Origin of the sequence: Denitrobaculum tricleocarpae (assembly GCF_007004665.1) — a bacterium.
Lineage (GTDB): Bacteria > Pseudomonadota > Alphaproteobacteria > Kiloniellales > Kiloniellaceae > Denitrobaculum > Denitrobaculum tricleocarpae.
Genome location: NZ_ML660052.1, coordinates 432,905 through 459,465, shown reverse-complemented (window position 1 = coordinate 459,465; position 26,561 = coordinate 432,905). Strand labels below are relative to the sequence as shown.

27 protein-coding genes are annotated in these 26,561 nt (G+C 60.0%); 15 read left to right on the top strand and 12 right to left on the bottom strand.

What is annotated here, in order from left to right; all coding sequences use genetic code 11:
* Positions 1-87 precede the first annotated feature (87 nt).
* The 4 genes from argH to FKG95_RS02040 all read left to right on the top strand — a co-directional run bounded on the left by argH (position 88) and on the right by FKG95_RS02040 (position 6,009).
* Positions 88-1,455, top strand: coding sequence for an argininosuccinate lyase (gene argH, locus FKG95_RS02055; RefSeq protein ID WP_246116682.1), 1,368 nt, complete (start codon positions 88-90; stop codon positions 1,453-1,455).
* A 107-nt stretch (positions 1,456-1,562) separates the two neighbouring features.
* Positions 1,563-1,814: a lipoprotein gene (locus FKG95_RS02050; protein WP_142894641.1), complete on the top strand. Its 252-nt coding sequence runs from the start codon at positions 1,563-1,565 to the stop codon at positions 1,812-1,814.
* Positions 1,815-1,957: 143 nt separating this feature from the next.
* The gene (gene lysA / locus FKG95_RS02045) at positions 1,958-3,256 is read left to right on the top strand and encodes a diaminopimelate decarboxylase (protein WP_142894640.1); all 1,299 of its coding nucleotides are present in this window, start codon (positions 1,958-1,960) and stop codon (positions 3,254-3,256) included.
* Positions 3,257-3,483: 227 nt separating this feature from the next.
* A complete protein-coding gene (locus FKG95_RS02040) occupies positions 3,484-6,009 on the top strand; it encodes a TIGR02302 family protein (protein ID WP_142894639.1) in 2,526 nt (841 codons plus the stop codon).
* 52 nt (positions 6,010-6,061) lie between these two features.
* Here the strand turns inward: FKG95_RS02040 and FKG95_RS02035 are convergent, their stop codons facing one another.
* Positions 6,062-6,463 (bottom strand): response regulator, encoded by a 402-nt coding sequence (locus FKG95_RS02035; RefSeq protein ID WP_142894638.1) that lies wholly within the window; start codon positions 6,461-6,463, stop codon positions 6,062-6,064.
* A 302-nt stretch (positions 6,464-6,765) separates the two neighbouring features.
* Complete coding sequence (locus tag FKG95_RS02030; RefSeq protein ID WP_142895170.1) at positions 6,766-7,602, bottom strand: zinc-ribbon domain-containing protein; 837 nt, start codon at positions 7,600-7,602, stop codon at positions 6,766-6,768.
* Between the two features lie 364 nt (positions 7,603-7,966).
* On the opposite strand from FKG95_RS02030, the gene ftsE reads away from it, so the two are divergent.
* The 5 genes from ftsE to FKG95_RS02005 all read left to right on the top strand — a co-directional run bounded on the left by ftsE (position 7,967) and on the right by FKG95_RS02005 (position 11,288).
* Positions 7,967-8,731 carry a cell division ATP-binding protein FtsE gene (gene ftsE / locus FKG95_RS02025; protein WP_142894637.1) on the top strand — a complete coding sequence of 255 codons (765 nt, stop codon included), beginning with the start codon at positions 7,967-7,969 and terminating at the stop codon, positions 8,729-8,731.
* Position 8,732: 1 nt separating this feature from the next.
* The gene (locus FKG95_RS02020) at positions 8,733-9,623 is read left to right on the top strand and encodes a cell division protein FtsX (RefSeq protein ID WP_142894636.1); all 891 of its coding nucleotides are present in this window, start codon (positions 8,733-8,735) and stop codon (positions 9,621-9,623) included.
* 64 nt (positions 9,624-9,687) lie between these two features.
* On the top strand, positions 9,688-10,308 hold the full coding sequence (locus FKG95_RS02015; protein WP_142894635.1) for a YdcF family protein: 621 nt from the start codon (positions 9,688-9,690) through the stop codon (positions 10,306-10,308).
* On the top strand, positions 10,305-11,084 hold the full coding sequence (locus FKG95_RS02010; RefSeq protein ID WP_246116655.1) for a lysophospholipid acyltransferase family protein: 780 nt from the start codon (positions 10,305-10,307) through the stop codon (positions 11,082-11,084). Before FKG95_RS02015 ends, FKG95_RS02010 begins: the two co-directional genes overlap by 4 nt.
* Positions 11,085-11,102: 18 nt before the next feature.
* Complete coding sequence (locus FKG95_RS02005; protein ID WP_142894634.1) at positions 11,103-11,288, top strand: hypothetical protein; 186 nt, start codon at positions 11,103-11,105, stop codon at positions 11,286-11,288.
* A gap of 16 nt (positions 11,289-11,304) precedes the next feature.
* Here FKG95_RS02005 and FKG95_RS02000 read toward each other — a convergent pair whose 3' ends face one another.
* Positions 11,305-11,874: a gamma-glutamylcyclotransferase gene (locus tag FKG95_RS02000; RefSeq protein ID WP_142894633.1), complete on the bottom strand. Its 570-nt coding sequence runs from the start codon at positions 11,872-11,874 to the stop codon at positions 11,305-11,307.
* Positions 11,875-12,064: 190 nt separating this feature from the next.
* Here FKG95_RS02000 and FKG95_RS01995 point away from each other — a divergent pair, with 190 nt between their 5' ends.
* Complete coding sequence (locus FKG95_RS01995; RefSeq protein WP_179953887.1) at positions 12,065-13,045, top strand: DUF2125 domain-containing protein; 981 nt, start codon at positions 12,065-12,067, stop codon at positions 13,043-13,045.
* Positions 13,046-13,073: 28 nt separating this feature from the next.
* Here the strand turns inward: FKG95_RS01995 and FKG95_RS01990 are convergent, their stop codons facing one another.
* The 3 genes from FKG95_RS01990 to pheA form a co-directional block, all read right to left on the bottom strand.
* Entirely contained in the window at positions 13,074-14,009 is a 936-nt protein-coding gene (locus tag FKG95_RS01990) for a prephenate/arogenate dehydrogenase family protein (RefSeq protein WP_142894631.1), read from the bottom strand.
* A gap of 102 nt (positions 14,010-14,111) precedes the next feature.
* Complete coding sequence (hisC, locus tag FKG95_RS01985) at positions 14,112-15,203, bottom strand: histidinol-phosphate transaminase (protein ID WP_142894630.1); 1,092 nt, start codon at positions 15,201-15,203, stop codon at positions 14,112-14,114.
* A gap of 10 nt (positions 15,204-15,213) precedes the next feature.
* Complete coding sequence (gene pheA, locus FKG95_RS01980) at positions 15,214-16,161, bottom strand: chorismate mutase (protein WP_179953886.1); 948 nt, start codon at positions 16,159-16,161, stop codon at positions 15,214-15,216.
* A gap of 171 nt (positions 16,162-16,332) precedes the next feature.
* Here pheA and metX point away from each other — a divergent pair, with 171 nt between their 5' ends.
* Together metX and metW are read left to right on the top strand one after the other, a co-directional pair.
* Positions 16,333-17,508 (top strand): homoserine O-acetyltransferase MetX, encoded by a 1,176-nt coding sequence (gene metX / locus FKG95_RS01975; protein WP_142895168.1) that lies wholly within the window; start codon positions 16,333-16,335, stop codon positions 17,506-17,508.
* A gap of 23 nt (positions 17,509-17,531) precedes the next feature.
* Entirely contained in the window at positions 17,532-18,173 is a 642-nt protein-coding gene (metW, locus tag FKG95_RS01970; protein WP_218940066.1) for a methionine biosynthesis protein MetW, read from the top strand.
* Positions 18,174-18,195: 22 nt separating this feature from the next.
* Here the strand turns inward: metW and FKG95_RS01965 are convergent, their stop codons facing one another.
* The gene (locus FKG95_RS01965; protein WP_246116654.1) at positions 18,196-18,888 is read right to left on the bottom strand and encodes a methyltransferase domain-containing protein; all 693 of its coding nucleotides are present in this window, start codon (positions 18,886-18,888) and stop codon (positions 18,196-18,198) included.
* A gap of 219 nt (positions 18,889-19,107) precedes the next feature.
* Here FKG95_RS01965 and FKG95_RS01960 point away from each other — a divergent pair, with 219 nt between their 5' ends.
* Together FKG95_RS01960 and FKG95_RS01955 are read left to right on the top strand one after the other, a co-directional pair.
* The gene (locus tag FKG95_RS01960; RefSeq protein WP_142894626.1) at positions 19,108-19,737 is read left to right on the top strand and encodes a glutathione S-transferase N-terminal domain-containing protein; all 630 of its coding nucleotides are present in this window, start codon (positions 19,108-19,110) and stop codon (positions 19,735-19,737) included.
* 54 nt (positions 19,738-19,791) lie between these two features.
* Positions 19,792-20,223: a cupin domain-containing protein gene (locus tag FKG95_RS01955; protein WP_142894625.1), complete on the top strand. Its 432-nt coding sequence runs from the start codon at positions 19,792-19,794 to the stop codon at positions 20,221-20,223.
* Positions 20,224-20,254: 31 nt separating this feature from the next.
* On the opposite strand, the gene yddG is transcribed toward FKG95_RS01955, so the two are convergent.
* The 5 genes from yddG to FKG95_RS30085 all read right to left on the bottom strand — a co-directional run bounded on the left by yddG (position 20,255) and on the right by FKG95_RS30085 (position 25,547).
* Complete coding sequence (yddG, locus tag FKG95_RS01950) at positions 20,255-21,154, bottom strand: aromatic amino acid exporter YddG (protein WP_142894624.1); 900 nt, start codon at positions 21,152-21,154, stop codon at positions 20,255-20,257.
* A 193-nt stretch (positions 21,155-21,347) separates the two neighbouring features.
* The gene (gene phbB / locus FKG95_RS01945) at positions 21,348-22,073 is read right to left on the bottom strand and encodes an acetoacetyl-CoA reductase (RefSeq protein ID WP_142894623.1); all 726 of its coding nucleotides are present in this window, start codon (positions 22,071-22,073) and stop codon (positions 21,348-21,350) included.
* 420 nt (positions 22,074-22,493) lie between these two features.
* On the bottom strand, positions 22,494-23,669 hold the full coding sequence (locus FKG95_RS01940) for an acetyl-CoA C-acetyltransferase (RefSeq protein ID WP_142894622.1): 1,176 nt from the start codon (positions 23,667-23,669) through the stop codon (positions 22,494-22,496).
* A 266-nt stretch (positions 23,670-23,935) separates the two neighbouring features.
* Positions 23,936-25,165: an alpha/beta fold hydrolase gene (locus FKG95_RS01935; RefSeq protein WP_425456721.1), complete on the bottom strand. Its 1,230-nt coding sequence runs from the start codon at positions 25,163-25,165 to the stop codon at positions 23,936-23,938.
* On the bottom strand, positions 25,071-25,547 hold the full coding sequence (locus tag FKG95_RS30085; protein ID WP_246116652.1) for a hypothetical protein: 477 nt from the start codon (positions 25,545-25,547) through the stop codon (positions 25,071-25,073). Before FKG95_RS30085 ends, FKG95_RS01935 begins: the two co-directional genes overlap by 95 nt.
* Before the next feature lie 259 nt (positions 25,548-25,806).
* Here FKG95_RS30085 and phaR point away from each other — a divergent pair, with 259 nt between their 5' ends.
* On the top strand, positions 25,807-26,433 hold the full coding sequence (phaR, locus tag FKG95_RS01930) for a polyhydroxyalkanoate synthesis repressor PhaR (RefSeq protein ID WP_142894620.1): 627 nt from the start codon (positions 25,807-25,809) through the stop codon (positions 26,431-26,433).
* Positions 26,434-26,561 lie beyond the last annotated feature (128 nt).

The window sequence follows — 26,561 nt, the reverse complement described above, 5'->3', positions numbered from 1 at the left end:
AAAAACACTCCAGCTGCCGATCAGTCCGCAGCCGACAAAACCGCCGAACTCTCGCCGCCAGCCAACTCCGGAGATGGCGCGAACAAGATGTGGGGCGGACGCTTTTCCATGGGCCCGGCCGAGGTGATGGAACAGATCAACGCGTCCATTTCCTTCGATCAGCGGCTCTACGCCCAGGACATCCAGGGGTCGAAAGCGCACTGTAACATGCTGATCGCCCAAGGCATCGTGTCCAACGAAGATGGGGACGCCATCCTGAAAGGTCTAGACACGATTTTGCGAGAGATTGAAGCGGGCGACTTCAAGTTCAGCGCGGCGCTGGAAGACATTCATATGAATATCGAAGCCCGGCTGCGCGAGTTGATCGGCGACGCCGCCGGCCGCCTGCACACCGCGCGCTCGCGCAACGACCAGGTGGCGGTCGATGTGCGTCTTTGGGTGAGGGACAGCCTCGATCAGCTCGACAGTAAACTGGCCGAGCTGCAGGAAGCCCTGATCGAAAAGGCGGAAGTCTATGCCGACAGCGTGATGCCGGGTTATACCCATCTTCAGGCGGCGCAGCCGGTCACCTTCGGACACCACCTGCTCAGCTACGTGGAGATGCTCGGGCGCGACCGGGGCCGGGTCAGGGATTGCCGTGCGCGGCTGAACGAATGCCCCCTGGGCGCGGCGGCGCTCGCGGGCACCTCTTTCCCCATCGACCGGCAGGCAACGGCCAAGGCGCTCGGTTTCGACCGCCCGACGGCCAATTCCATCGATTCCGTGTCGGATCGCGACTTCGCCCTGGAGTTTCTCTCGCTCGGGTCGATCCTGGCCATCCACCTCTCGCGCTTCGCCGAAGAACTGGTGATCTGGTGCAGCGAGGGCTTTCGTTTCGTGGATCTTTCGGACGCCTTCACGACCGGCAGCTCGATCATGCCACAGAAAAAGAACCCCGACGCGGCGGAGCTGGTGCGTGGCAAGGCAGGCCGGGTCATCGGATCCCTCAACACCCTGATGATGGTCATGAAGGGGCTGCCCCTGACCTACGGCAAGGACATGCAGGAAGACAAGGAGCCTCTGTTCGATGCCACGGATACGCTGGCCCTCTGCGTCGCGGCAACCACAGGCATGGTGCGGGACCTGAGCGCCAACGAAGCACGCTTAAAGGCCGCGACCGCCGCAGGCTTCCTGACCGCGACCGATCTGGCTGACTGGCTGGTGCGGGTGCTGAACCTGCCGTTCCGTGACGCGCACCATATCACCGGCTCGATCGTTCAGCGCGCGGAAGCCGCCGGCTGCGACATCAGCGAGCTGCCGCTCACCGAGATGCAGGCAGTCGAGCCTCGTATCACGGACGCGATCTTCGAGGTCCTCACGGTCGAAAGTTCGGCCGCCAGCCGCACCAGCCAGGGCGGCACGGCCCCGGAGCAGGTCCGAAAAGCCGCGGCAGAGGCCCGGACGCGGTTCCTGTAACCTTTCGGTGAGCAGGGTAGCCAGGGCCTTTGACTAGAGGGCCGTGCATCAATATCGTAGCAGCAACGCAGATGGCGCAGGCTGAGTTGGCACGCCCGGAGACAGGAATGAGAAGCACACCACCGACACGGCGCTGGGTCGTCATAGGCCTTGTTTCCGCCCTGGGTCTCGCCGGCTGCGGCAAAAAGGGCAAGCTCAGCCCGCCGGAGGGTGAAGAAGACCTTTACACCTACCCCCGGGCCTACCCTAAGGCTTCCTCACAGGTTCCGGGCTGGGACGATGATAAACCGCGCCAGAATACGGCACCGGACAATATCTCGATCTTCCCAGGCGAGCGTACCAAGACAAAAACCTACTAAAACCCCGGTCCAATCGCATATTGTGTCATCTGAGACCCAATGGCGGTTTTTCGGACCCCTGATCTCGTGCCTGTTAAGTCATTGTTCCTTATGAAAATTGACTGCAGGAAAACGAGCGGCAAAAAGAACTGAAACGAAGTGCTATGACATTCTATCCCTACAAGAACGGCCGCCTGCACATTGAAGGGGTCTCGCTTGACGAGCTCGCCGCGCGCGTCGGCACCCCTTTCTACTGCTATTCCGCCTCCGCCATGGAGACGGCCTATACCAGTTTCGTCGCCGCCCTGGGAGATCTGCCCGCGACCGTTTGCTATGCACTGAAGGCCAACTCCAACCAGGCCGTGATCAAAACCTTTGCACAGCTTGGTGCAGGTGCCGATGTGGTTTCGGAGGGTGAACTCCGGCGCGCGCTTGCGGCGGGTGTACCGGCAAAGAAGATCGTTTTTGCGGGTGTCGGGAAGCAGCCTTCGGAGATGGCGACAGCCCTGGATGCCGGCATCCTGCAGTTCAACGTGGAATCTCTGCCGGAGCTGGAAGCCCTGTCACGCGTGGCCCAGGAGAAAGGCAGCGTTGCGCCGGTCGCCCTGCGCATAAATCCGGACGTGGATGCACTGACCCACGCCAAGATCTCCACCGGCAAGGCAGAGAACAAGTTTGGGATCGATATCCCAAGCCTGCGGGGTTTCCTGGCGTCCGCCGCCGAACTTCCCGGTGTCCGGGTCGAAGGCCTGGCGGTGCACATCGGTTCGCAGGTCACCGACGTCAATCCGTACCGCACCGCATTTGAACGGCTGGTCGCCCTCTTCGTAGAACTCCGCGATGCGGGATGGCCCCTGGAGCGCCTCGACATGGGGGGCGGACTGGGCATCGCTTATCGGGACGGCGCGGCGCCTGACATCACCCGCTATGCCGAGATCGTGCGCGGCGCGGTCGCGGGAGTGGGTTGCAAACTGATCTTCGAGCCCGGGCGCTTCCTGACGGGTAATGCCGGACTTCTGGTCACGCGAACCGTCTACGTGAAGCACGGCACGGCACGGCGGTTCGTGATCGTCGATGCGGCCATGAACGATCTGATCCGCCCCACCCTTTACGATGCCTGGCACGATATTCTGCCGGTGGCGCAGTTTTCCCCGGATGCGGCGCGCGAGCCCTACGATATCGTCGGCCCTATCTGCGAAAGCAGCGATATTTTCGCGGAACAGAGGTCTCTTCCCACGGTCGCTCCCGATGACCTGCTCGCGATTTGTTCATCGGGCGCCTATGGCGCTGTCATGGCATCCAGCTATAATTCCAGGCCTCCGGCACCGGAAATCCTGGTCCGTGGCAAGGATTATGCGGTTATCCGGCCGCGAATGGACTATGATGCGCTTATCGGGCAGGATAGGCTTCCCGAGTGGCTGGATGACAGTCAGCAGAGTTCGGAACCGCGCGGCGCCGCCTGATCATCGGATTGAAAGGGCCAAAACCGCGTTGAGACGAAGATGAGACCGCCGGGTCGGGCCGGTGGGGGCGAACAAAGAGGCTGATTCACGGTTTTTCATTGCACCAATGAGAAAAAGAGCAGGTTCCAGAAGGATCGCATCAGATGACAGGCCAGCCGGTCGACAAACCTGGGCCGGGGCCTAAGTAAAACAGGGGAAGACAACGCTAACGACGTGAGGACGCGCAGTTGGTAGAGCGAAAAGACCCCGGGGCCGGATCGAGCGGCAGCGGAGACGCAGGCCGCGAAAGCCCCTTCATCCGCAGACCTGCAACTGATGCGATGAGTTTGGCGTCGCGCCTGACCCTCCAGTTGGGATTGGCGAAGTTTGCCCTCTTCTGGGAGCGTTTCTGGCCTGCAATCTGGCCCGTTGTGGGAATCGCCGGCCTTTTTCTCGCAATCGCGCTCTTCGACATTCTTCCCGCCCTGCCGAACTGGCTGCACACGGTTGTTCTGGCGGCCCTGGTGCTCTCGGCACTCTGGGGTGTCTGGTATTTCATAAAAAACTTCAGGCTTCCGGACGACAAGGAAACCCGGCGGCGCCTAGAACAGGATTCCGGACTGAAGCACCGTCCGCTCACGTCGCTCGACGACCGCCTGACCAAAGGCGATGGCACGACGCGTGCACTCTGGGCGCTGCATCGCTCGCGCCTCGTAAAACAAAGCGGCGCCTTCAAAGCCCAGCCTCCCCGCCCCAGGTTCGCCTATCTTGATCCGCTCGCACTGCGCTGCGGCCTGGCCGTGGTGATGGTCGTCGCTGTGGTTTCGGGTGCTGAGAATTGGACACAGCGTCTCGCCCGGGCGGTGACGCCGGAATTCTCTGCGACCGCATCCAGCCAGGGGGTTTCCTTTGACGTCTGGATCAACCCGCCCGCCTACACACGGAAAGCCCCGCAGTTTCTCGCCTCAACACCACAATCGGATCCATCCCTCTCCAGCCCTGCATTGGCGGTCCCCGCAGGCAGTGAGGTTCTGGCGCAGCTTCAGGGCCCGGTCGAAAGTCCGCAGTTACTGGTGGGCGCCGATGCGACTGACTTCGAGAGCACGGGTGTCGATTTCTACAAACTCTCGGGACGGATTGATGCAGGCGAGCGTATCGCCATTGTTCAGGACGGTGACACCCTGGCCGAGTGGCGCATGAGCGTCCTCCCGGACCGGGCGCCGGAAATTGCCTACCTGACAGCACCAAGCCGCAGCGAACGCGCCGCCCTCAGGCTGCAGTATCAGGCCAAGGACGATTACGGTATCGAAAAAATCGAGGCCCAGGTTCAGCGTCTGGATATGCCGGAGGCGGCTCCTTTCTTTCTCGAACTGGCACTTCCCAAATCGGGCGCGAGCGAGCTGGAGGCCATCAGTTATCACGACCTTACCCCGCACCACTGGGCCGGCCTTGCCGTCGAAATCACGCTCTTCGCTGAGGATGCGCTCGGACAAAAAGGTGAGAGTGAAGCTCTGCGAACCGTTCTTCCGGAACGTATTTTCAATCACCCGGTCGCCAGGGCCCTGGTGGAACTTCGCAAGCAACTGACCCTCGCGCCGCAAGAGCGTTTCTCCATCGTTCAGGGTCTGCGCGATATTTATAAGCGCCCGAGCCACTTCCATCACGATGTCGTCGTGGCTCTGGCCGTCGTGACTGCGGAGCGCCGCTTGATCCACGACCGCCGGACGGAAATCATTCCGTCGGTCCAACAGCTTCTCTGGGATACGGCCCTGCGGCTGGAAGAAGGTGAACTCGCCATTGCGGAGCGAGACATCCGGGAATTGCAGAAAGCCCTGCAGGAAGCTCTCGCCCGCGGTGCCGATCAGGCTGAAATCGAAGAACTCCTCGATAAACTGCAGGAAGCGCTTGATCGTTTCATGGAAGCCATGACCGAACAGATGCGCGAGCAACTCTCACAGGGCATGGAACCTCAACCTCTTCCGCCGGACGCTGAACGGCTGGAGAGCAGTGATCTCAGGGACTTGATAGAAAAAGCCCGGGAACTCGCCCGTAACGGCTCGACCGAAGCCGCCCAGGAACTGCTGTCCCAGTTGCAGGAAATTCTCGAAAATCTGCAGGCCGGAAACTTCGCGGATCAGATGAACCAGGCCATGCAGGATGCCCACGGCATGATGCAGGACATGGAAGAGATGATCCGCAAGCAGCAGGAGTTGCTCGACCGTAGTTTTGAGCGCCAGCAACAGGGCGATGGCCAGCAAGGCCAGGAAGGTGATCAGCGCGCGCAGGAACGCAACAGCGACGCAGGTGCACAGGAACAGCTGCGCAAGGACCTGGGCGAGATGATGCGTCAGCTCGGCGAGGCGCTTGGCGAGATTCCCCGCTCCCTTGGCCGGGCGGAGCAATCCATGCGGGACGCCCGCGACGCGCTCAGCGGCCAGGAAGGTCAGGATGCTGTGCCACCGCAGTCCAGATCCCTTGATCAGCTCCAGCAGGGCATGCAGGCCATGGCGGAGAGCTTCATGCAGCAGATGGGGCAGCAGGCGGAACGCGGCAGCGGCACGGTCGGATCGCAACCGGGTCAGAGTGCGGATCCCTTCGGACGGGAGACCGGACGCGGCGGTATCAACAGCTCGCGCACCGGCGTTGAGATCCCCGACGAAGGCGACATCGTACGCACGCGGGAGATCCTTCAGGAATTGCGGAAGCGGCGGGGCGAGCGTCAACGCCCGGCCAGCGAACTCGACTACATAGACCGCCTGCTTCGGCAGTTTTAGGTGAAGATGAAGAGCCGCGAACCGCGCGCAACGCCCCCGACTAAGCCCCTGACTAAACGGTCAGTGCGGGGTTCTGTTCCGGGCCGGGAACTCTCTTTGCGATCATCACCTCGTCAGCGACGGCGCAAATCTGTTTCAGGGTAAAAGGCTTGGTGATCACCCGGCAAATCAGTTCATCCAGATTGTGGGCCCGCTGCCGCTCGGCCGAGTATCCGGTCATCAACAGGATGGGCAGTTCCGGATAGTCCTTGGTCACTTTCAGCGCCAGGGCAATACCGTCCATCTCCGGCATGACAATGTCGGTGATAAGCAGCTCAAAACTGTTGACGCTCAGCTGTTCCAGTGCCTGTACGCCATCATCGGATGTCGTCACCGTGTGCCCTTTGTGAGCCAACGCCCGCGCGACGAAACTCTGTACCGCGCGATCGTCCTCGGCCACCAATATTCGAGCCATCACTCCACCTTACATTCATCGCGAATGACAGTTGCCGGCTTTGAAACCTGTTATTTGAACTGCATCCTGCGGAGACTTGATCGTTTCATCCAAAAATAAAAATTATACAGATCAAAGTCTTAGTCTATCGACATGAGAGAAATCCGGACACTCGATCACCTCGAGCAAGGTAGATCACACTCACTATTGCGCATATTGGGGTAATTAAGATTAACATGAGGTTAACGACCTAGGCAGTCTCACCTCAGAGACCTTGGGCTCTCGGCAGGCAACCGCATGGCAGCCCATGGCAGCGCGCGGGTTTACGGCAGAATGCTCGGCTCGTTTTGCGCCGTCTCTTCCGAGACGAAAATGATTGAAATACCAATGCCTTGGCGCCCCCAGCTGTCGGCAATGGAGGTTGCAAAGGTCACTTCACCTTCCGGTGTGATTTCCGCAGCTTCCGCCTCGAAATACCAGCGGGCAAGAATCTCAGCCTCGGCATTTGCGACAGTCGCCCGCAGGGTGGGAATCGGCTGATTCTGCTCGGTCTCGTTAACCACGATTCCTTCGACGACAATCATCGGCCGGCCATCGACGCGTTTGCGGCTTTTCAGAAGCTTTTCAGCCGGCAGCGAGAGACCTTCTCCCGGAATTTTCTGCCCGGGTTCGGCCTCTTCCTGGGCTTTCATGCCCACGAGGTCATAGAGATTCTGGAATCTTGGTTCGAAAGCAACGATCTGGCTCTGGCCGAAGTAGAATCCCCCGGCGAGCAAGACCAGCACGACGAAAAAGATGGTCCATCCCAAAACCGCGAATCGCCGCTCGCCGTCGTCCAGGACGTCTTCATCTTCCGATTCGAAGAGTTTGGGGCCACGCACTGGCGGCGGCGTTGTCCCGGCGGGCGCTTCTTCGGGTTCCGGCGCCGGCGGGGCTGGCTGCTCACTGCTCTCCTGCGATTCGGTCGGCTCTGGCGACTCGGGCTCTGGTAACTCGGGCTCAGGCGACTCGAGCTCAGGCGCATCCGCGGACTCAGGCTGCCCGGGCAGTTGATGCCAGCGGTGCCCGCATTCGCTGCAGCGCACTTTTCGGCCACGCTCTCCGAGCAGGGCCTCGTCAACGGTAAAGCTGGTATCGCAAGAGGGGCAGGTAACGATCATTTAACCGCCTTGATCCTCAGGGCCTGCGCTTTTCTGTCGGGGAACTCAGGAATTGCCACGAAATACTGCCTTTGTCTGCCGCTTTGCGGTCATAACCTCCGGGGTCCATTTCAGGCACCGGTCTAGCGCAAAACGGTTAAACTTATATGAGCCACTCGAAGGCAACGCAAGCGGAGCGCTCAACGCTTTACCTCGATGCGACCCCTGTGTCATTCTCACCTTATGAGCAGAGCCCTGCTGGAGTTGTCTCCTCAGGGACGCTATTTGCTCCCGACGTTGTTCAGATAAAGGCTGATGACGGCGTCGCTCTTATCAGGAGCGGGGCCTTCTGAATCCGCTATCTCGTTATAGGATCGCCTGCATCTTGGTTCGCTTTCAGGACGTTTCACTGCGCTATGGGGCGGGCCCTGAAATCCTCGATCGCGTGTCATTGGATCTGGCACCTGGCTCGTTCCACTTCGTTATTGGCGCAAGCGGCGCGGGAAAGTCTTCGCTTCTGAAGATGATGTACCTCGCCAACCGCCCGACCAGCGGACGCATCAGTCTGTTCGGACGCGACGTCTCCTCACTCAGCCGTCATGACGCTGCCCTCCTCCGGCGCCGGATCGGCGTCGTGTTTCAGGACTTCCGGCTTCTCGATCACCTCAGCACACTGGATAACGTTGCCTTGCCGCTGAAGGTCAGCGGTCAGCGCTCAGATGAAATCCGCAAGGATGTCGTGGAGCTGCTGACCTGGGTCGGTCTGGCCGATCATCTGGATGCAAAGCCCGCCACCCTCTCCGGCGGCCAGCAGCAGCGCGTCGCAATCGCGCGCGCGGTTGTGTCCCGGCCGAGCCTTTTGCTGGCCGACGAGCCCACCGGTAATGTCGACAACCGGATCGCCGAGCGCCTCCTCTACCTCTTTGAAGAACTCAACAAGCGCGGCACCACAATCGTCGTCGCGACCCACAACGAGGCCCTGATTTCCAGATTCAATTATCCGGTGATCCGTCTGGTGCGCGGCGAGGTTCGGCTTGAGCATGCGGAGACTCTGATCCGAACCAGTGACATGCCTGGGCGCGCAGCGGCTGATTACGGCACAAGAGATACCAGCTTGCCCGTAGAGGGCAATCCGGAAAGCGCAGGCTGAGATGTTGTTGCGCAAGTCCGTCGTCCCCCTGAACAGCGACGCCACCGGCCGCTTCCTGCCCTGGCTGGTCGCGGTAATGGTCTACCTGGCCGCACTGGCCCTGGTCAGCGCCATGGCGATGAGCAAGATCGTCACGCGCTGGGATCACGGCCTTTCAGGCCAGATTACGGTACAGCTGCCGGTCAGCGAAAACGACCTGACGGAAGCGGAGATCACGAACCGGCGGGAAGACGTGCTGACCCTTCTGCGTCAGAGTCCCGGCGTCCTCTCCGCCAATCATATCGGCCGGGAAGAAACAGCCGCCCTGCTTGAGCCCTGGCTCGGCCAAACCTCCGGTCTGTCGGAGCTGCCGCTACCGGACTTGATTGCCGTTGAAATCGACCAGCTCGACCCGCCGAGCACAGCGGGCCTGACCGCGCGCCTGATCGAAATTGTCCCAGGCGCGACGATCGACGATCATCAGCGCTGGCTGGGAAATCTCCTCAATCTGGCGCGGTCGATCGAAATTGTCGCTGCCCTGGTCGTCCTGCTGGTTGGATTATCGGCGGTGATCATGGTTGTCTTCGTGACCCGGATGGGTCTCGCCGTCCACTATCAGATTGTCGAGTTGCTGCATCTGATCGGCGCACAGGACGGCTACATCGCGCGGGAGTTCCAGACTCATTCTTTGAAACTGGGTTTTTTTGGCGGACTTGTTGGCGTTGCTTTGGCCGCGCTTACGATCTTTGGCATTACCCGGCTCCTGGGGCAGGCGGACACCGCGCTTCTGCCGGCGCTGTCCCTCAGACCGTTCGAGTGGGTCATTCTGGGGGCTCTGCCCTTCGCTTCGGCACTGGTTGCGATGGTGACCGCACGCCTTACGGTTTTGCGAACTCTCTCCCGCATCCCGTAAACCTGGTTCCCAGACACCCCAATCCCGCGATATAAGCGGGGAAGACATACCAGGAAGGAGGGTTATGAAAGGAGCACCAAAACGTTTTGCACATCGTCGCGGGCGGCGGTGGATTCTATATTGCCTCGTCCTGATCGCTGCCTTTGGATTCATGTGGACGGGCGGCCTGCTCTGGTTTGCCTCAACGCTGCCGAAAAGCGTGACCGACCCTCTGCGCAAAACGGATGCAATCGTTGTTCTGACCGGCGGCAGCGGCCGCCTGGAACAGGGTTTTGATCTGATCGAACAACAGCTGGCCAAGAAACTCTTCGTGTCGGGCGTACACCAGGGTGTCGAGGTCGAGGAGCTCCTCAAGATTTTTCAGCGCAGCCCGAGTGGTGTGACCTGCTGTATGACTCTGGGCCGTGCTGTCGATACCGTCGGAAACGCCGCGGAAACCGAAGAGTGGATGACGCAACAGGGTTATCAGTCGCTTCGGTTGGTCACGGCGGCCTACCACATGCCGCGCAGCCTGGTCGAATTCAACCGGGTTATGCCAACGATCCAGATCATTCCCAATCCCGTGTTTCCCGTTAACTTCAAGCAACATGACTGGTGGCGCTGGCCGGGAAGCGCGGGATTGATTGTCACCGAGTATAATAAATACCTTGTGGCGTTGCTGCGAAGTTACATTATCCCGGCATGAAAATGATCGTCCTCCGTTCCACGCTCTTTAACGCATTGTTCTTTGGCTGGAGCACCATCTACCTGACCATCTGCCTGCCGATTCTTATACTGCCTCCACGCGCGAGTTCCTGGGTGGGAAAGGTCTGGACCCGTATGACCTTCGCGATGCTCAAGTCGATCTGCAAGCTAGACCACGAGATCATCGGGCTGGAAAATCTGCCCGAACCGCCCTTTATCATCGCGTCCAAACACCAATCCGCCTGGGAAACCATGGTGTTCAGCATTCTGGTCGATCATCCCTGCATCGTCATGAAGCGGGAGCTGAATTGGATCCCTCTGTTCGGCTGGTTCACCGCACGCTCCGGTGCAATTGGGATCAACCGCTCCGGTGGCGCTTCGGCACTCAAACAGCTGGTTGCGCTGTCTCGGAAGGCTGTCGCGGAAAAACGGCCAATCATTATCTTTCCGGAAGGCACCCGGGTCGAACCGACAAAAAAAATTCCCTACCAGCCCGGTGTCGCCGCGCTCTATAGCCAACTCAAAGTCCCGGTGGTTCCCGTCGCATTGAATTCAGGCTACTTCTGGCGCCGCCGTGCCTTTGCCAAACGGCCGGGTAAAATCACGATGGAAATTCTGCCGGTTATTCCGCCCGGCCTGCCCCGCAAAGAATTTTTGCCGCTCCTGGAGGAGCGGATCGAAACGGCCTGCGCCAGACTGCCGGTTCCGGTGCACCACGATTCGCCGGCAAGCGTCGAAGAAAAACGCAATCGACGCAAGAATAAGGCCGCATATTAGCAGGGAACGCGAAAGATCATGGCTCAACGAATCTGTAAATCCTGTGGCGACCCGCTGGATGTTGATCAGGATATCTGCCGGTCTTGCGGCGCCAACAACCCGCTGGTCAATCCCTGGTACACCTATCCGCTGGGGGCCCTGATCGTCGCGGTGCTGGCCCTTCTCCTGATCGATTTTAACGACATTCGAAAGATATTCGAATAGCGCGCAGCTTGGGTCATTACTGATCAGACACCTGACGCGCATCGACCTCGCGGAGTAATTCCGCGAGATAGGGGTCATGCAGCCCGAGCGCTTCAAGGTGATGTACCGTGTTTTGCAGATAATCCCGGCAGGTTCCGCGCTGCCCACGTCCCTGAACCACCAGTTGGATCAACTCTTCGCGCGGCAGACGTCCGCTATACTGCTCATGCTCGGGATCGGCCACGAAGGTAATCGCCGTGACAACGCCGGTCTCGGTCGTGACGTCATGCCAGCCGGGCAGATAGACACCGGTCACCATTTCACGTTCGTCGAGATACTGCATAACCTCAACGCCTTCCGCAGCGGGCACGCGGAACACCAGGCCCTCGCAACTGCCGCCCTGGTCGAGACCCAACACCAGCCCCGGACAGTCCGGCGTACCGCGGTAGCGATGGGAATAGACGCAAAAGTGCCGGTGATAGCCCTCAAGAAACCCGGATCTGACCTCGACATGGGGAAATCCGGGATTCCAGATCAAGGAGCCATAGCCAAATACCCAAAAATCCTGGCCCTCCGGGGGCGTAAGCGTTTGGCTCCAATCCTTCATCCGATCCGCACCCAGGAAAACCCTCTCAGCCTTTGCACCGCAATGCATCATATCGAGACATATTCCCTGCCGAAAGGCTGGACAAGTGGGGCCGCTGCACCGAAGTTACAAAAACCCATTGAGATGAACGAGCCCTATGACCGTCGATACTCCGTCTCCAGCCCCGCGTTCCAGGAACCGCCGCATCTTGATGACTGCGGGCGGCCTGCTGCTCCTGGGTCTCCTCGTGACCGCCTACTGGCATTGGGCTGCAGGACAAGTCATGGCCGGTCTGGAGAACTGGCGGCAGCAGCAGATTGCACGGGGCTTTGTTGTCAACTTTGGCGAGGTGGATCTGACGGGCTATCCTTTCGCGCTCGATCTCTCGCTTTCGTCTCCAGAGGTGTCGGCACCTGACGGCCGCTACTGGCAGGGCCCGGCCGTGACCGGCAACGCGGCGCTCTGGGATCCCTTCACGATCAACGCAGATATCTCAGGCACGCACCGATTTGGCGGTTTTCATTACGGTGGCGAGTTTAGAGGGCTCGCGCAGCAGGCATCGCTGCAGGCCCATCTCGACTGGGATGGAACCCTCAATCATGCCGTGACCTCGGTGGCCGATATGCAGTTGCTCTATCAAGATGCGCAGCTTCTGCAAATCGGGACCCTCGATGCGGTTCTGGGTCCCCTGCGTCCTGCGGATGGAGAGCAGCTTCAGGAGCTCGACTTCGACGGTTCGGCGCACAGTATTCTTTTGCCTGAAGACGGGGATACCCCACTTGGCAACTTCGTCGAATCCCTATCGCTCAAAGCCACATTGCGCGGGCCTCTGCCTGCTCAAAAGGCCCGGCAAGCCCTGCCGATCTGGCGTGATGCGGGCGGCGAAGCCATTGTGCACAGTGCGGATGTCGCCTGGGGCCCGCTCAATCTGCATGCCAAGGGCGGCGCAAAACTGGATGCCTTCCTGCGCCCCGAAGGTCAGTTCGGCACCCGCATTTCCGGCCTGAGCGAAGTCATCAACAGACTGGTCGAGCGCGGGCAGATCAAACCCGCTCAGGCAGGCATGCTCAGCTTTGCGCTCCTGTCGCTCGGCGGCGGTGACGCAAGGAACATCGCCTTGCCTATATCCATGAAGGACGGACTTTTAAGCGCCGGGCCGGTGCCGATTGCTTCGCTCAAACCGGTTCTTTAAAGCGCAAGGCTATGCCTGACGACTGACTTCATTGGTCGGCTTTAGGTTCCCGCGGGTCGAAGCTTCCCGCCTGATGGGCCTCGACGACGCCCTGGCGGATTTCGCGGGTTCTGAAGAAGAGGTTTTCCAGGGTATCCCCCTCGCCCCAGCGGATCGCCCGCTGCAGCACAGTGATATCCTCACTGAAGCGTTGCAGCATCTCCAGCACCGCTTCGCGGTTGTTCAGGAACACATCGCGCCACATCACCGGATCGGAGCCTGCGATCCGCGTGAAGTCGCGAAAACCACCGGCGGAGAATTTGACGACCTCCGCCCGCTCGCTCTCTTCCAGATCCGTCGCGGTCCCCACAATGGTGTAGGCAATCAGGTGAGGCAGGTGCGACGTAATCGCCAGAACCTTGTCGTGATGCCCGGCTTCCATGATCTCGACCATGCTGCCGCAGCGCCGCCAGAGTTCAGTGACCGCCTCGACGGCACGATGGTCCGCACCCGGCGGCGGCGTGAGAATGCACCAGCGGCCATCGAAGAGTTCAGCGAAACCGGCATCCGGTCCGGACTTCTCCGTGCCCGCAATGGGATGCCCGGGTACAAAGTGGACGCCATCGGGGAGATACTGATCCACATCCCGGATCACCGCCTGCTTGACCGAGCCCACGTCGGTTACGATCACGCCCGGTTTCAAATGCGGGCCGATGACCGATGCGATGCTGTCATAGGTTCCGACCGGCGCGCAGAGAATCACAAGATCCGCACCCTCAACGGCTTTCACCGGGTCGCTGTGCGCGCTCTCGGCCAGGCCGAGTTCCAAAACCCGGTCGAGCGTCGCCTGGGACCGGGCGGAGACCGAGATCTGCCTGACGATGCGCCGGCTCCGGAAAGCCCGGGCAAGGGAAGAGCCGATCAAGCCGACGCCGATCAGCGCCACCTTCTCAAAGAGGAATTCACTATCTGCTTGAGCAACCATTTCAAAGCCTGTCTATCTTGCGCACGTCTCGCAAATTTCATCTTGGCCCCCGAAAACCGGGCGGCGGCAGGAGAAGACTAAGCACGCGCTTTGAAGATCAAATTAATTCAGAAATTTTCCGAGGGCCTCGACGACGCTTCTGGTCTCATCCTCGGTTCCAATCGTGACCCGCAGATAATCCGGCAGTCCGTAACCACCCATGGCCCGCACCAGAATACCGCGGGATTTCAGGTACTCGAGCGCCGCAGCTGCGGATTTATCTTGCGTATCCGGAAAGCGCACCAGGGCAAAGTTGCCCACACAGTTTCCGGGCTCGGCACCGAGTTTCGCCACCTCTTCGTTGAACCAAGCCAGCCACTTGGCGTTGTGCTCGACGGAACGTTTGACGTGAGCCTGGTCCCGAATGGCCTCCACGCCCGCCGCCTGGGCGGGGAGACTGACATTAAAAGGCCCGCGCAAACGGTTGAGAATATCCGCAACCGCGGGCGGACAATAGGCCCAGCCCAGACGCAACGACGCCAGCCCGTGGATCTTGGAGAAGGTACGCGTCATGACGACATTTTCGCACTCGGGGACCAGTTCCATTCCCGAGCTGTAATCATCGGCAGCGACATACTCCGCGTAAGCGGCGTCAATCACCAGCAACACCGACTCCGGAAGTCCACGGCGTAAACGGCGTAGTTCTTCAGCCGAGATATAGGTTCCGGTCGGATTGTTCGGATTTGCGACGAAGACCAGCTTCGTTCGGGGCGTGGTCTGCGCGAGCAGTTCGTCAACATCCGTCGTCAGATTATGCTCCGGCGACGCCACGGGTGTCGCACCGACCGTCTTGGCCGAGATCGGATACATCAAAAATCCGTGTTCGCTGTAGAGCACTTCATCCCCCGGCCCCGCATAAGCCCGCACGAGCAGGGAAATCAGTTCATCCGATCCCGCGCCGCAGACGATCCGGTTCCGGTCAAGGCCCTCGCTGTCGGCAATGGCATCTCTAAGGTCGTTGGATCCGCCATCCGGATAGCGGTGCAGTTCACCCTTCAGCTGCTCATAGGCTTCGATCGCCTTCGGACTGGGGCCGAGCGGGTTCTCGTTGGAAGCAAGGCGAACGACACGGTTGGCGCCTTCAACGGAGGCATCGCCGCCGACGTAAGGCGAAATGTCCAGAATTCCAGGACGAGGCTTCAAGGGAGACGTCATCGGCTTACAGTCACTCAGAACGGCCGGGCTCGTCCGCGCCGGCTGCAGGGGCCCTCAACACCAGGCTTGGGTCATTGCTGGTCTGCGCCGCGGCCGAAGCGCCGTCGAGGCCCAAATCCATGGGCACCGCGTAACCGCCAGCCGCCCAAACCCAGGCAATCTTGTTTTCATTTTCTTCTTTAAGCCGGACCAGGCGCGCGTCATCCGGACCCACGTATCCCAGGACCTCGACCAGATGCATCGGCGAACCGGGCTCGCGGTCCGGTGTCTGTACATCCGCGGTTTCCATCCCGACATCCGAAAAGAGCGCGCGAATGCCGCTGCGCGACATTTCTTCAGCGGTCTCCACAATGACATAGCTGCGATCGTCGCCGGTGTCCTCCTGCGGAACGAAACTGATGGTCAGGGCTTCGATACGGTTCCGGCTGGAGGCGTCGGTCTTGGTGAAGGGCAGCTTTGCGGTAATCCGCGGCGCATCCTCGAAATCGCGCGCCAGATAGCGCCACCAGCTCTCACTGTCCTCGGACTGAGGCACCGGCAAGACCCCTGCCGTCGCGCGGCGGTCGGACACGGCCCGCATGACGCCGGAAACGGTGCCGTAGGTCGAAATGGGTGTCAGAGCCCCAAAGTGATCCCGGGCCAGCGTGTAGAGATCAGGGTCGTGCTCGGGCGCGTAGACTGCAATGCTGAGATCACCCTGCAAGGTTGTCGCACTGGAAAAAATTTCGCGCCACACCCGAACCACGGCCGCCTTGGGCAAAACACCCGTGTGGCGCTCAACAAGACGGCGCAAAACCTGGGCCTCACGGCCCGGGCGCAGGTATACGGCTCCCTTGCCTTTGGCTTTGCCGACCTGCTCCGCAATCTCCGTGCGACGGATCAGCAGATCGTGAATTTCCGTATCGATTTCATCGATTTGAGCACGAAGTTTGCCCAGAGTATCTGCGTTATCTGACATAAGACCTATCGGCGAAGGGACTGGCGAGCCAAAAGAAATAGTCTCAGGGCCGCACAAAAGCAAAGAAAACATCGTGCAAGAAAGCGTTGACAGGGGAGCCATCCCACCAATAGCTATGCAGTCCCTGCTATGGGGTTGAAAAGACAAGACTTGGCGGCAAGACTGGACAAGATGATAAAGGGCGAAACATCACCGGCACTTGAAGCTCCGGCGCAGGCGCTTCCCGGCCACCGGGTCGATCTGGGTCACGACGAGCCCCTGAAGCTTGATTGCGGGGTCGAGCTCAACGCCTTTACGGTTGCCTACCAGACCTACGGCCGGCTGAATGCCGACCGCAGCAACGCTATTCTGGTATGTCACGCCCTGACCGGCGATCAGTTTATGACCGGCGACCACCCGGTCACCGGTAAACCGGGCTGGTGGCGGCAGCTTGTCGGTCCGGGACTGGTGCTCGACACGAATCGCTTTTTTCTGATCTGCAGCAACGTCATCGGCGGGTGCCTGGGAACAACCGGGCCCAAATCGATCAATCCGGAGACCGGTCAGCCTTGGGGACTCGATTTCCCGGTCATTACCATTCGCGATATGGTGCGGGCACAACGCCAGTTGATCGACCACCTGGGCATCGACAAGCTTTTCTGCGTCATCGGCGGCTCCATGGGCGGCATGCAGGTGCTGGAATGGGCGTCGTCTTATCCCGAAAGGATTTACGCGGCGGTGCCGCTGGCCACGGCGGCCCGGCACACGGCTCAAAACATCGCCTTTCATGAGGTTGGCCGCCAGGCGATCATGGCCGACCCCGAATGGCATGGCGGCAAGTATCAGGAAGCCGGCAAGATTCCGCGCGCCGGGCTCTCAGTTGCGCGCATGACCGCCCACATCACGTACCTCTCCGAGCCGGCCCTGCACCGGAAATTCGGACGCCGCCTGCAGGACCGCAAGGAGCTGACCTACGGCTTCGACGCCGACTTCCAGGTCGAGAGCTATTTGCGGCATCAGGGCTACTCCTTTGTCGAGCGCTTCGACGCGAACTCCTATCTCTACATCACACGGGCCATGGATTACTTCGATCTGGCCAGCGAGCACGACGGCGTCCTGGCCAACGCGTTCAAGAATACGCCGGTCCGGTTTTGCATCATCTCCTTCACCAGTGACTGGCTTTTTCCCACCAGTGAAAACCGGGACATCGTCCATGCCCTCAATGCGGTGGCGGCGGATGTCAGCTTCGTGGAAATCGAGAGCGACGCAGGACACGACGCCTTCCTGCTGGACGAGCCCGACTTCCGCAACACGCTGCGCGGCTTCCTAAACGGCTGCGCAGAACGCCTGGGGATCTCCGCGCAATGAGTCCCGACCAAGGCCTGCCAGCGATGAGCGCGCCCCCCCCTGAAAACCTCCCTGAGCGCAGCGAATTGCGCGCGGACCTCAAGCTGATCTCGGACATGATCGAGAAGGGCTCGCGGGTCCTGGACATCGGCTGCGAAGACGGGGCGCTCCTGGAGTATCTTTTCAGAGAGAAGCAGGTTACCGGGCGCGGGATCGAACTCTCGCAAGCCGGTGTGAATGCCTGTGTCGCCCGCGGGCTTTCGGTCATTCAGGGTAACGCGGACACCGACCTGGGCAACTATCCCGACGATGCTTTCGACTACGCCGTGCTCAGTCAAACCCTGCAGGCGGTCCATGCGCCCCATCTCGTGCTGGAGCAACTGGCCCGGATCGGGCGCAAGACCATCGTTTCATTTCCGAACTTCGGATATTGGAAGGTTCGGCGCCGCCTGCTCCTGCAGGGACGCATGCCGGTCACCCGGGTCCTGCCGGCCCAGTGGTATGAAACGCCAAACATTCATCTCTGTACGATCAGGGACTTCCTGCTGCTCTGCGAAGACCTGAATGTCGAGGTCGAGCGCTCGCTTATCCTCGATGAGCGCGGGCGCATGACCACAGCACGCTCGCTCTGGTGGGCCAACCTGATCGGCCAGCAGGCGATTTTTCTCCTGCGCCGCAAAAGCTGATCTCGGATCCGGCCCGAGAGGTCTAAACCCGGTTCCGGCGCGCGACCTGGGGCATCTGCACGACCCTTGGCCGGCGAACCTTGATGCGCTGTCGCGACGGGCTGGCCGCGTAGAGCTGCTTGCCCGCCTCGATCATCACGACGCCCGAGAAGGTCGGGAAGAAACGGCCACCCATACGCTCCCAGGCGGGTGCCGAGCGCAACAGGGTGTTGGAGCGTGTCGGCGGCACAAAAAGCGACCGCCCGGTCCGCATGGGCATGAACTGGTTTTGCCGCAACAACCGTGAGAGCTGAGCTTGCGAATAAGGATGTCCCCAACCCAAAGGGGTCCGGTCGCTGCGTGCCCAGATACCCCGCCGGTTAGGGACCACCACCAGAAGGCGCCCCTCGCCGGTCAGAACCCGCCAGACTTCGTGCAGCATGTCACGGAGATACTCCGTGCTCTCCACACCGTGCACCAGCAGCACCCGGTCAACCGAGTAGTCCGGTAACGGCAGCTCCGTCTCATCGACCAGCGAGACCATGCAGGGTCCTTCGGGTGGCCAATGATGCACGCCTTGCGAGGCCGGCATAAAGGCGACCAGCCGCTCGCATTCTTCCTTGAAGACCCGCAGATAAGGCGTCGAGTACCCCAGCCCCAAGAGGCACTGCCCCCGCAGGTCCGGCCACATGGACCTTATGCCAAGGCGCAGCATATGGCGGGCGACGTGCCCCATCCTGGACTCGTAAAACTCTCTTAGATCAACAACATCTGTCCACATAGCGCGCGAAGATACCACAATTGTTGCGAGAAGCCATAGGACCGGCCCAGGACTGCAGAGCATTATAGAGGCAGAAACCTTTTGGATTGCATAACCGGTCCGCAGTCTTAAGCTACCCGGCAGTCACCACCGCATCTTTCGTGAAGCATCCAAGACGGGAGTTTTTTCAGCGCCATGCATCTGCGCCATTCCGCAACCTCGCCCTATGCCCGTAAAGTCAGGGTTCTCGCCCAGGAAGCCGGGCTATCCGACCGAATTGAGCTCCACGATGATAATCCTATGGGCCCTGGATCCGACCTCAGCAGCATCAATCCGCTGGGGAAGGTTCCCGCCCTTATCCTGGACGACGGCATGGTACTCTGCGATTCGCCGGTGATCTGCCAGTACCTGGACAGTCTGCACGACGGCGAGAAGTTCACACCGGAGTCCGGCAGCGCCCGCTTCGCGGATCTGAACCTCGAGGCGCTCGCCGACGGGCTGCTTGATGCCGCCTTGGCCAGGATGGTGGAAATGCGGATGCGTCCGGAAAATCTGCGCTGGGAAGGCCATCATAAACGGATGCGCGCCAAGATCAGCCGCACTCTGGACCACTTCGAGAGCATGATTGCAGATGGAAGCCTGCCAAGTGTTCCTGCGGACAACAGACCGACGCTCGGCATCATCGCCGTGGGTTGCGCGCTCGGCTATCTGGATCTGAGGTTCGCCGTGGACAACTGGCGCGAGGGACGTCCGGGACTGACAAGTTGGTATGAAACCCTGAGCGCCCGCCCTTCGATGCAGGACACGCGTCCCCCGGAAAGCTGAAGACTAAAAGCTGAAAAACTAAAAGCTGAAGACTAAAAGCCGAAAGCAGAAAAGATGACCGCAACCGCCAGCGCGCAAGATATCATTGAATATCTCGGACTCACGGCACATCCGGAAGGCGGGCACTTCGTCGAGACCTATCGTCATAACGCCCGGAATGGTGCCCGTGGAGATCAGACTGCGATCTACTACCTCCTGAAGGCGGGGGAACGTTCACACTGGCACCGGGTCGATGCGGTTGAGATCTGGCACTGGTACGCCGGCGCCGCGCTCGATCTGGGAATCTCGGAAGACGGCATCGCGTCCAGGACCGAGCGATTGGGCAGTGATCTGCTCACGGGCGAGAAACCCCAGATCATAGTTCCGGCCAACGCCTGGCAAAGCGCGGAATCCTCTGGCGACTGGACCCTGGTCGGCTGCACGGTGGCCCCGGCATTCCAATTCGAAGGCTTCGAACTGGCCGCACCGGACTGGCGACCCGGCTGAGCGCTCGGATGCCTTAAAGGAGCTTTGCGGGTTACGTCCGGCGGCGCCTGATCATGTCGCTGGACGCCACCACGGCTCCGCAAACGATCAGAAGACAGGCAAGACCGACGAACCAGGTCGCCTCGGCCCGGCCGAATGCAATCAGGATCAGCGTGGACAGCAGGGGCGCCATGTAGGAGAAGGCGCCCAGAACCTGGATATTCCCGTGCTTGGTGCCGTAATCCCAGACGAAGAAAGCCGCCCCCACCGGCCCGAGGCCAAGCGCCAGGCACGCCAGCAGCTGCGTCACATCCGGGATCACCGTTTGCTCGAATACGAGGTGACAGAAAGTTCCCAGGACGGCGACAATCCCGCAGAAGCCGCCAACCACATCGGTCGGAACCGCGCCAAAGACCCTGTTGGTGACCGAATAACCTGACCAGATCAACGCGCATACCACCGCCGCCAGGTAACCGAGGCTGTAGGTCGCATCAAAGGAGATGCTGCCGCCCCGCGTCACCAGGAGAGCAGCTCCGCCCAAGCCCATGAGCGCACCGGCGAGATGGAACCACCTCAACTTCTCGCCCGGCAGAAGCGATGAAAAAACCACGATCAGAAGTGGCCAGAGGTAAGCGATCAGACTGGCTTCAACCGCGGGCGCGTTCCCCAGGGCAATAAAATAGAAGAGGTGATATCCGAACAGACCGCCGACACCCAGGATCCAGACCTTCGGCGCCTGCCTCAGGTTTTCCAGCGCCCGGCGCCCACGACAAATCCAATAGATACAGCTGACGAAAAAGGCGACGCTGAAGGTCATGCCCAAGAGCTGGAAAGGCGGGATATCACCTGCCCAGGTCGTGAAGAGCGCGAGCAGCGCCCAGAGCAAGACGGCCAGTCCACCGATTGCGGTGGCCTGGAAACTTGGTCCTTTTGGGGGTGCGATCTGAGACATGGTAAAGCCCTCTTAGACCAGCCCTGCACAATCCTGCAAGCAAAGCTTGAGGCTTAAGACTCGTCGGCGTGATCATCGCGCATACAACAAGGTCTTATGCACTTACTGAACAACGAAAAGCGGCGCTGCTTCAAAGCAACACCGCTTTTTCAAACTCTGCCGACAAAAAAAGGGTCAGCCCGACGGCCCCCGATCAGGCCATGTACTGTCCGCCATTCGCCGTAATGGTCGCGCCGGTGATAAAGCCGGCATTATCGGCCGCCAGGAAGGCCACACAGTCGGCGATCTCTTCCGGTTCACCCAGACGTCCAACCGGAATCTGCGGAATGATTTTGGTGTTCAGGACTTCTTCCGGCACGGCGCGGACCATCTCGGTTCCGATATAGCCGGGCGCTACCACGTTGACCGTAATGCCCTTGGCGGCGTTTTCCTGCGCGACGGCTTTCGAGAAGCCGACAACACCCGCTTTAGCAGCGGAGTAGTTTGCCTGCCCGAACTGACCTTTCTGACCATTGATCGAGGAGATGCTGATGATCCGGCCAAAGCCGCGCTCGCGCATACCTTCGATCACATTTCGCGTCATGTTGAAGAGCGAGTCCAGGTTGGTGCTGATCACGGCGCTCCACTTCTCGACCGTCATCTTGTGCAGGGTCGTATCACGCGTGATACCGGCATTGTTGACAAGGACATCCACGGGACCGACCTCGGCCTCGACGGCAGCGACGCCTGCCCGGCAGGCCTCAAAGTCTGAGACGTCCCACTTGAAAACGGGGATGCCGTGTTCTTCTTTGAACTTTGCTGCGGCTTCGTCATTTCCGCCATAAGTCGCGGCGACCGAGTAGCCCGCCTTTTTCAGTCCGATCGAAATGGCTGCCCCGATCCCTCGGGTTCCGCCCGTCACCAACGCCACACGCGCCATATTTTTCGCTCCCTAATTACTGCCTCGATTTTTGCGCCGCACAATTCCGCAAAGCGGAAATTCCACCTTAAATGTATGAAAGCATGTATTTCGAATTCATCCAACCGGAGAAGCTCGAATCGAAAGAAAAAAAACCGCGCTTTTCCCCAGCCTCTCGCAGGGGTGCAAAGCAGCTTTTGCAGTGGCGCCGAGCAAACGAAAAGCGGGCCGCCTCAACCAGGCAGCCCGCTCTCAAACTTCATCATGAGGGCACTTCATTTTGCACCCGCACGAGCCGGACCTTCGGCCCGGCTCCGGAAGACGCCGCTCATAGCTGATTGCATTTTTCATAAATCATCGCATCTCAAAACTTGCGTTCAAGATCAGCAATTTGCTGACCGAGAGGCAGCGAATTTTGAGTCCGATTAAATGCAAATTGCTTTAGTCGCGCTCGACGCACATGGCGATGCCCATGCCGCCGCCGATGCAGAGAGTAGCCAGACCTTTCTTGGCATCGCGCTTTTGCATCTCATGCAGAAGCGTGACGAAAACCCGTGCACCCGAAGCACCGACCGGATGGCCGATTGCGATGGCACCGCCGTTGACGTTGACCTTATCCGTGTCCCAACCCAGGTCCTTGTTCACCGCCAGAGCCTGTGCCGCGAAGGCCTCGTTCGCTTCGACCAGGTCCAGATCGTCAACCGACCAGCCGGCCTTCTCGAGCGCTTTACGGCTCGAAGGAATGGGTCCTGTGCCCATAATCGCAGGATCGACACCCTCGGTTGCCCAGGAGACGATGCGGGCCAGGGGCTTGATCCCGCGCTTTGCGGCCTCGTCAGCCGACATAAGCACCACTGCGGCAGCTCCGTCGTTGATGCCCGATGCGTTCCCCGCCGTCACGGTTCCTTCTTTGTCGAAGGCCGGGCGCAGCTTTGCCAGGGTGTCGGTCGTGGTGCCGTGCTTCGGGTATTCGTCCTTGTCGATAACGATATCGCCCTTGCGGGTCGAAATCGTGACCGGCACGATTTCATCCTCAAATCGGCCGGAGGTCTGCGCGGCTTCCGCCTTCTGCTGCGATGCAGCAGCAAAGGCGTCCTGCTCGTCACGGGTCAGCTGCCATTTCTTTGCGACGTTCTCGGCGGTGTTGCCCATGTGGTAACCGTTGAAAGCGCACCAGAGGCCATCGCGGATCATGCTGTCGACAAACTTGAGGTCGCCCATTTTCTGGCCGTTGCGCAGATGTGCCACGTGCGGTGCCTGGCTCATGCTCTCCTGACCGCCCGCAACCACGATGCCGGCATCGCCGCATTTGATGGCCTGATAGCCGAGAGCCACGGTCCGCAGACCTGATCCGCAAAGCTGGTTGACCTGATAAGCGGTCTTCTCCACTGGGATACCCGCATTGACGGCCGCCTGCCGCGCGGGATTCTGACCTGCGCCGCCGGTCAGAATTTGTCCCAGGATTGCTTCGTCGACGTCTTCGGGCGCGATCGATGCCCGGCTGATCGCTTCCTTGATCGCCACCGTTCCGAGATAAGAGGCGGGAACGCTTGAAAGTCCGCCATTGAATGAGCCCACAGGCGTCCGTGCCGCGCTCGCAATCACCACGTCAGTCATATCTGAGATCCTCCCATAATGGTGCCTGACCGGCGCTTACCCGCAACGGGCCATATCGACCGGACACCCAATCCATCGCCAGCCAGACCGCCGCTGAACGGTTTAGCTGCACTGCAAAACGTTTGTTAAGATATAACGACGCCCACACCGCCGGTGCAAGTGGTGCGTGCGTTAGAAAAGCAATAAATTCCGAAAGAACGTCCACACCCGGCGTGCAAGCCGGCAGCGCGTGCAAGTGGCCAACCCGCTCAGGTGCTAAAGCGCGCTCAAGTGGCCAGTGCGCTCAGCCAGGCGGCCAGAGGTTGCCAGGTATCCTCGCGTGCCTGTTGTCCGACGACCATACCCACGTGCCCGGATCTCGGACGCAAAAGCTCGACGGACCTGAGTGCTTTGCAAAGCGCAAGTGCGGAGCCGGGCGGAACGATCCGGTCCTGGGCGGGGACAATCGCGAGACAGGGTAAATCCAGATGCTCCGGCCGGACCTTCTCGCCATCGATTTCCCATTCGCCCCGCGCGGTCAGATTGCGCCGGTACCAGCCCTCCAGGCATTCGCCAGCCACAGGCGCTGCGAGCGGCACCCCGTCGTTGATCCAGTCCTCAACCGCGACAAACTCCCTGGCGCTCTGGCTGTCAGGGTCGAGCTTCGAAAAGCCGACAAATTTCCGGGTGACCGCCATCGGGTCCAAAAGCGCGAAAAGACTCTGCAGTGTATCGACAGGGAGATATCCGAGCCGCGATGCCAGGGGCAGACAGCTGCTGGAAACGGCAGCCAACTGGCCGTCAGGCAGGGCATTTTCACCGGCATGAAAATCCCAGGGCGTCGCCAGCAGGGCAAGACCGGAGACGTCCTCAGCACGGCGCTGCGCCAGAGCCAGCGTCAGGAGCCCGCCCATGCAGTAACCCAACAACACGGGAGGCCGGCCCGCGGTCACAGAGAGAACATGATCCAGTGCGCGTTCCAGATACCCGCAGGTATAATCTGAGAGACCAAACCGCTGCTCCGTTCCATTTGGCGCTCCCCAATCCATGAGGAAAGGCCGAAAGCCCTGGCCGGCAAGCCAGCGGCAGAGACTGCGTTTCTCGCTCAGATCAAGCACATAGGAACGATTGATCAGTGAAGGCACGACCAAAACTGCAGGCTTGCTTTTGGCACCCGGCCGCTTCGACCGGTGTTTCGCCAAACCAAAATCCAACAAGCGGGCGGAGCCCTCCTGCCAGGCAGAAGGCGGGTCCTCCAGATCACGACGGTAAGGGTGTGATCTGTAGGATTGGATACCGTCCAGTAAAGCGCGCAGCCGAGCACTGACCTCCTGTGTCAGCGCCTTGTTGAAATCGTCACCCTCGAGTCCCTCAATCTGACTTAAAAGGGTTTCAATTCCAAGCGCTTGTCCGTTTTCCGGATTACCGCTTGCGGGGTTGTTTGGATTCGAGAGCGGCCAGCCGTTCTTCAATAGCGTCAAGCCGGCGGAGGAGCTGGTCCAGGTTGTGCAGGCCATCGCCAGATGAAGCGGAAGCGGCCTTGGTCCCAAACGGGGCAGGCTCTCCCGGGGTGTTTTTCCTGGATGCCTGCGCGTTGCAGCCGTCATCTTGATCCTGGTTCCCATCTGCAGCCTTGGCCGACTCTTCGGACATGCTTCCTGCGGTTTTTGCCACGGAGGCCGCTGCCGCCATCATGGCAGGCCACGCCGCCCATTGCGCCGCAAGGTTCTCCGCAGGGCTTTCCGCGGCTTCCCGGTCAGCGGCAGGAAAGCCGAAGTCTCTCATGACCTTTGCCCAGTCGCCCTGTGCGGACAAGTTGGCGGCGACGGCCTGCGCCTGATCCTGCCAGAGATCGAGAAAGCGTTTCGCCAATTCGTCAGTGTCATTTTCTTCTGTCATGCCGCGGCAATATAAGCCGCCGACCGCGAGAATGCCATATCCGCGGTGCTTGTGTCCGGAGGACAGTCAAGTCTCAACAGCAGCAGGAAAACCCTGCGCTGAACAGCAACGAGTGTCATTTGCAGGATATGGTTAAATTTCTAGACGTTGACAGACCTTATCGCGCCGCAGCAATATCCAACCATAGTTGTCGGGAAAACTCAGATGTTTCAGAGCTTCGGCGGGATTTATCGCTGGAGCCGAAACGAAAGGCGAAAAAGTGTCGTCCAAGAAAAAGAACGGCGAAGATGGGCCGATTACAATCAAGAAGTATGCTAATCGCCGTTTATACAACACAGCGACCAGCAGCTACGTCACACTCGATCACCTCTGCCAGATGGTTCAGGAAGACGTTGATTTCGTCGTTTATGACGCGAAAACCGGCGACGACATCACGCGCGCTGTCCTGACCCAGATTATTGTTGAGGAAGAAGCCAAGGGACAGAACCTGCTGCCGATCAACTTTCTGCGTCAGCTCATCGGCTTCTACGGCGACAACATGCAGTGGATGGTACCACGGTATCTCGAGCACATGATGGAAGGCTTCGCCACAAACCAGGAGAAGCTGCGCCAATCCATGCAGGAGACCTTCGGCGGTATTTTCCCCTTCGGCAATCTGGAGGAGATGGGCAAACAGAACATGGCCATGTTTGAAAACGCCATGAAGCTCTGGACCCCGCCCGCGCCGGATGCATCATCGGATGACGCGAAAGAAAGCGGCGCCCCGGACACAAAAACGGACTCGGACGCGGCTTCATCAGAATCTCTCGACGACCTGAAGACAAAGGTCGAGGAGCTGCAGAAACAGCTGGAGGTGATCAGCAAGTCGGAAAAGAAGGGGAGCTGACCCGCCTTCGCCTCGAATGGCTACGACCTGGTCCCTCTCGGACCGGGTCGTGTTTATGAGAACCGCGTGATAAGTCCGCCAAGGGGTTTTAACCCCCTCTCCATTCAATAAGAGCAGCTTCAGCGGAT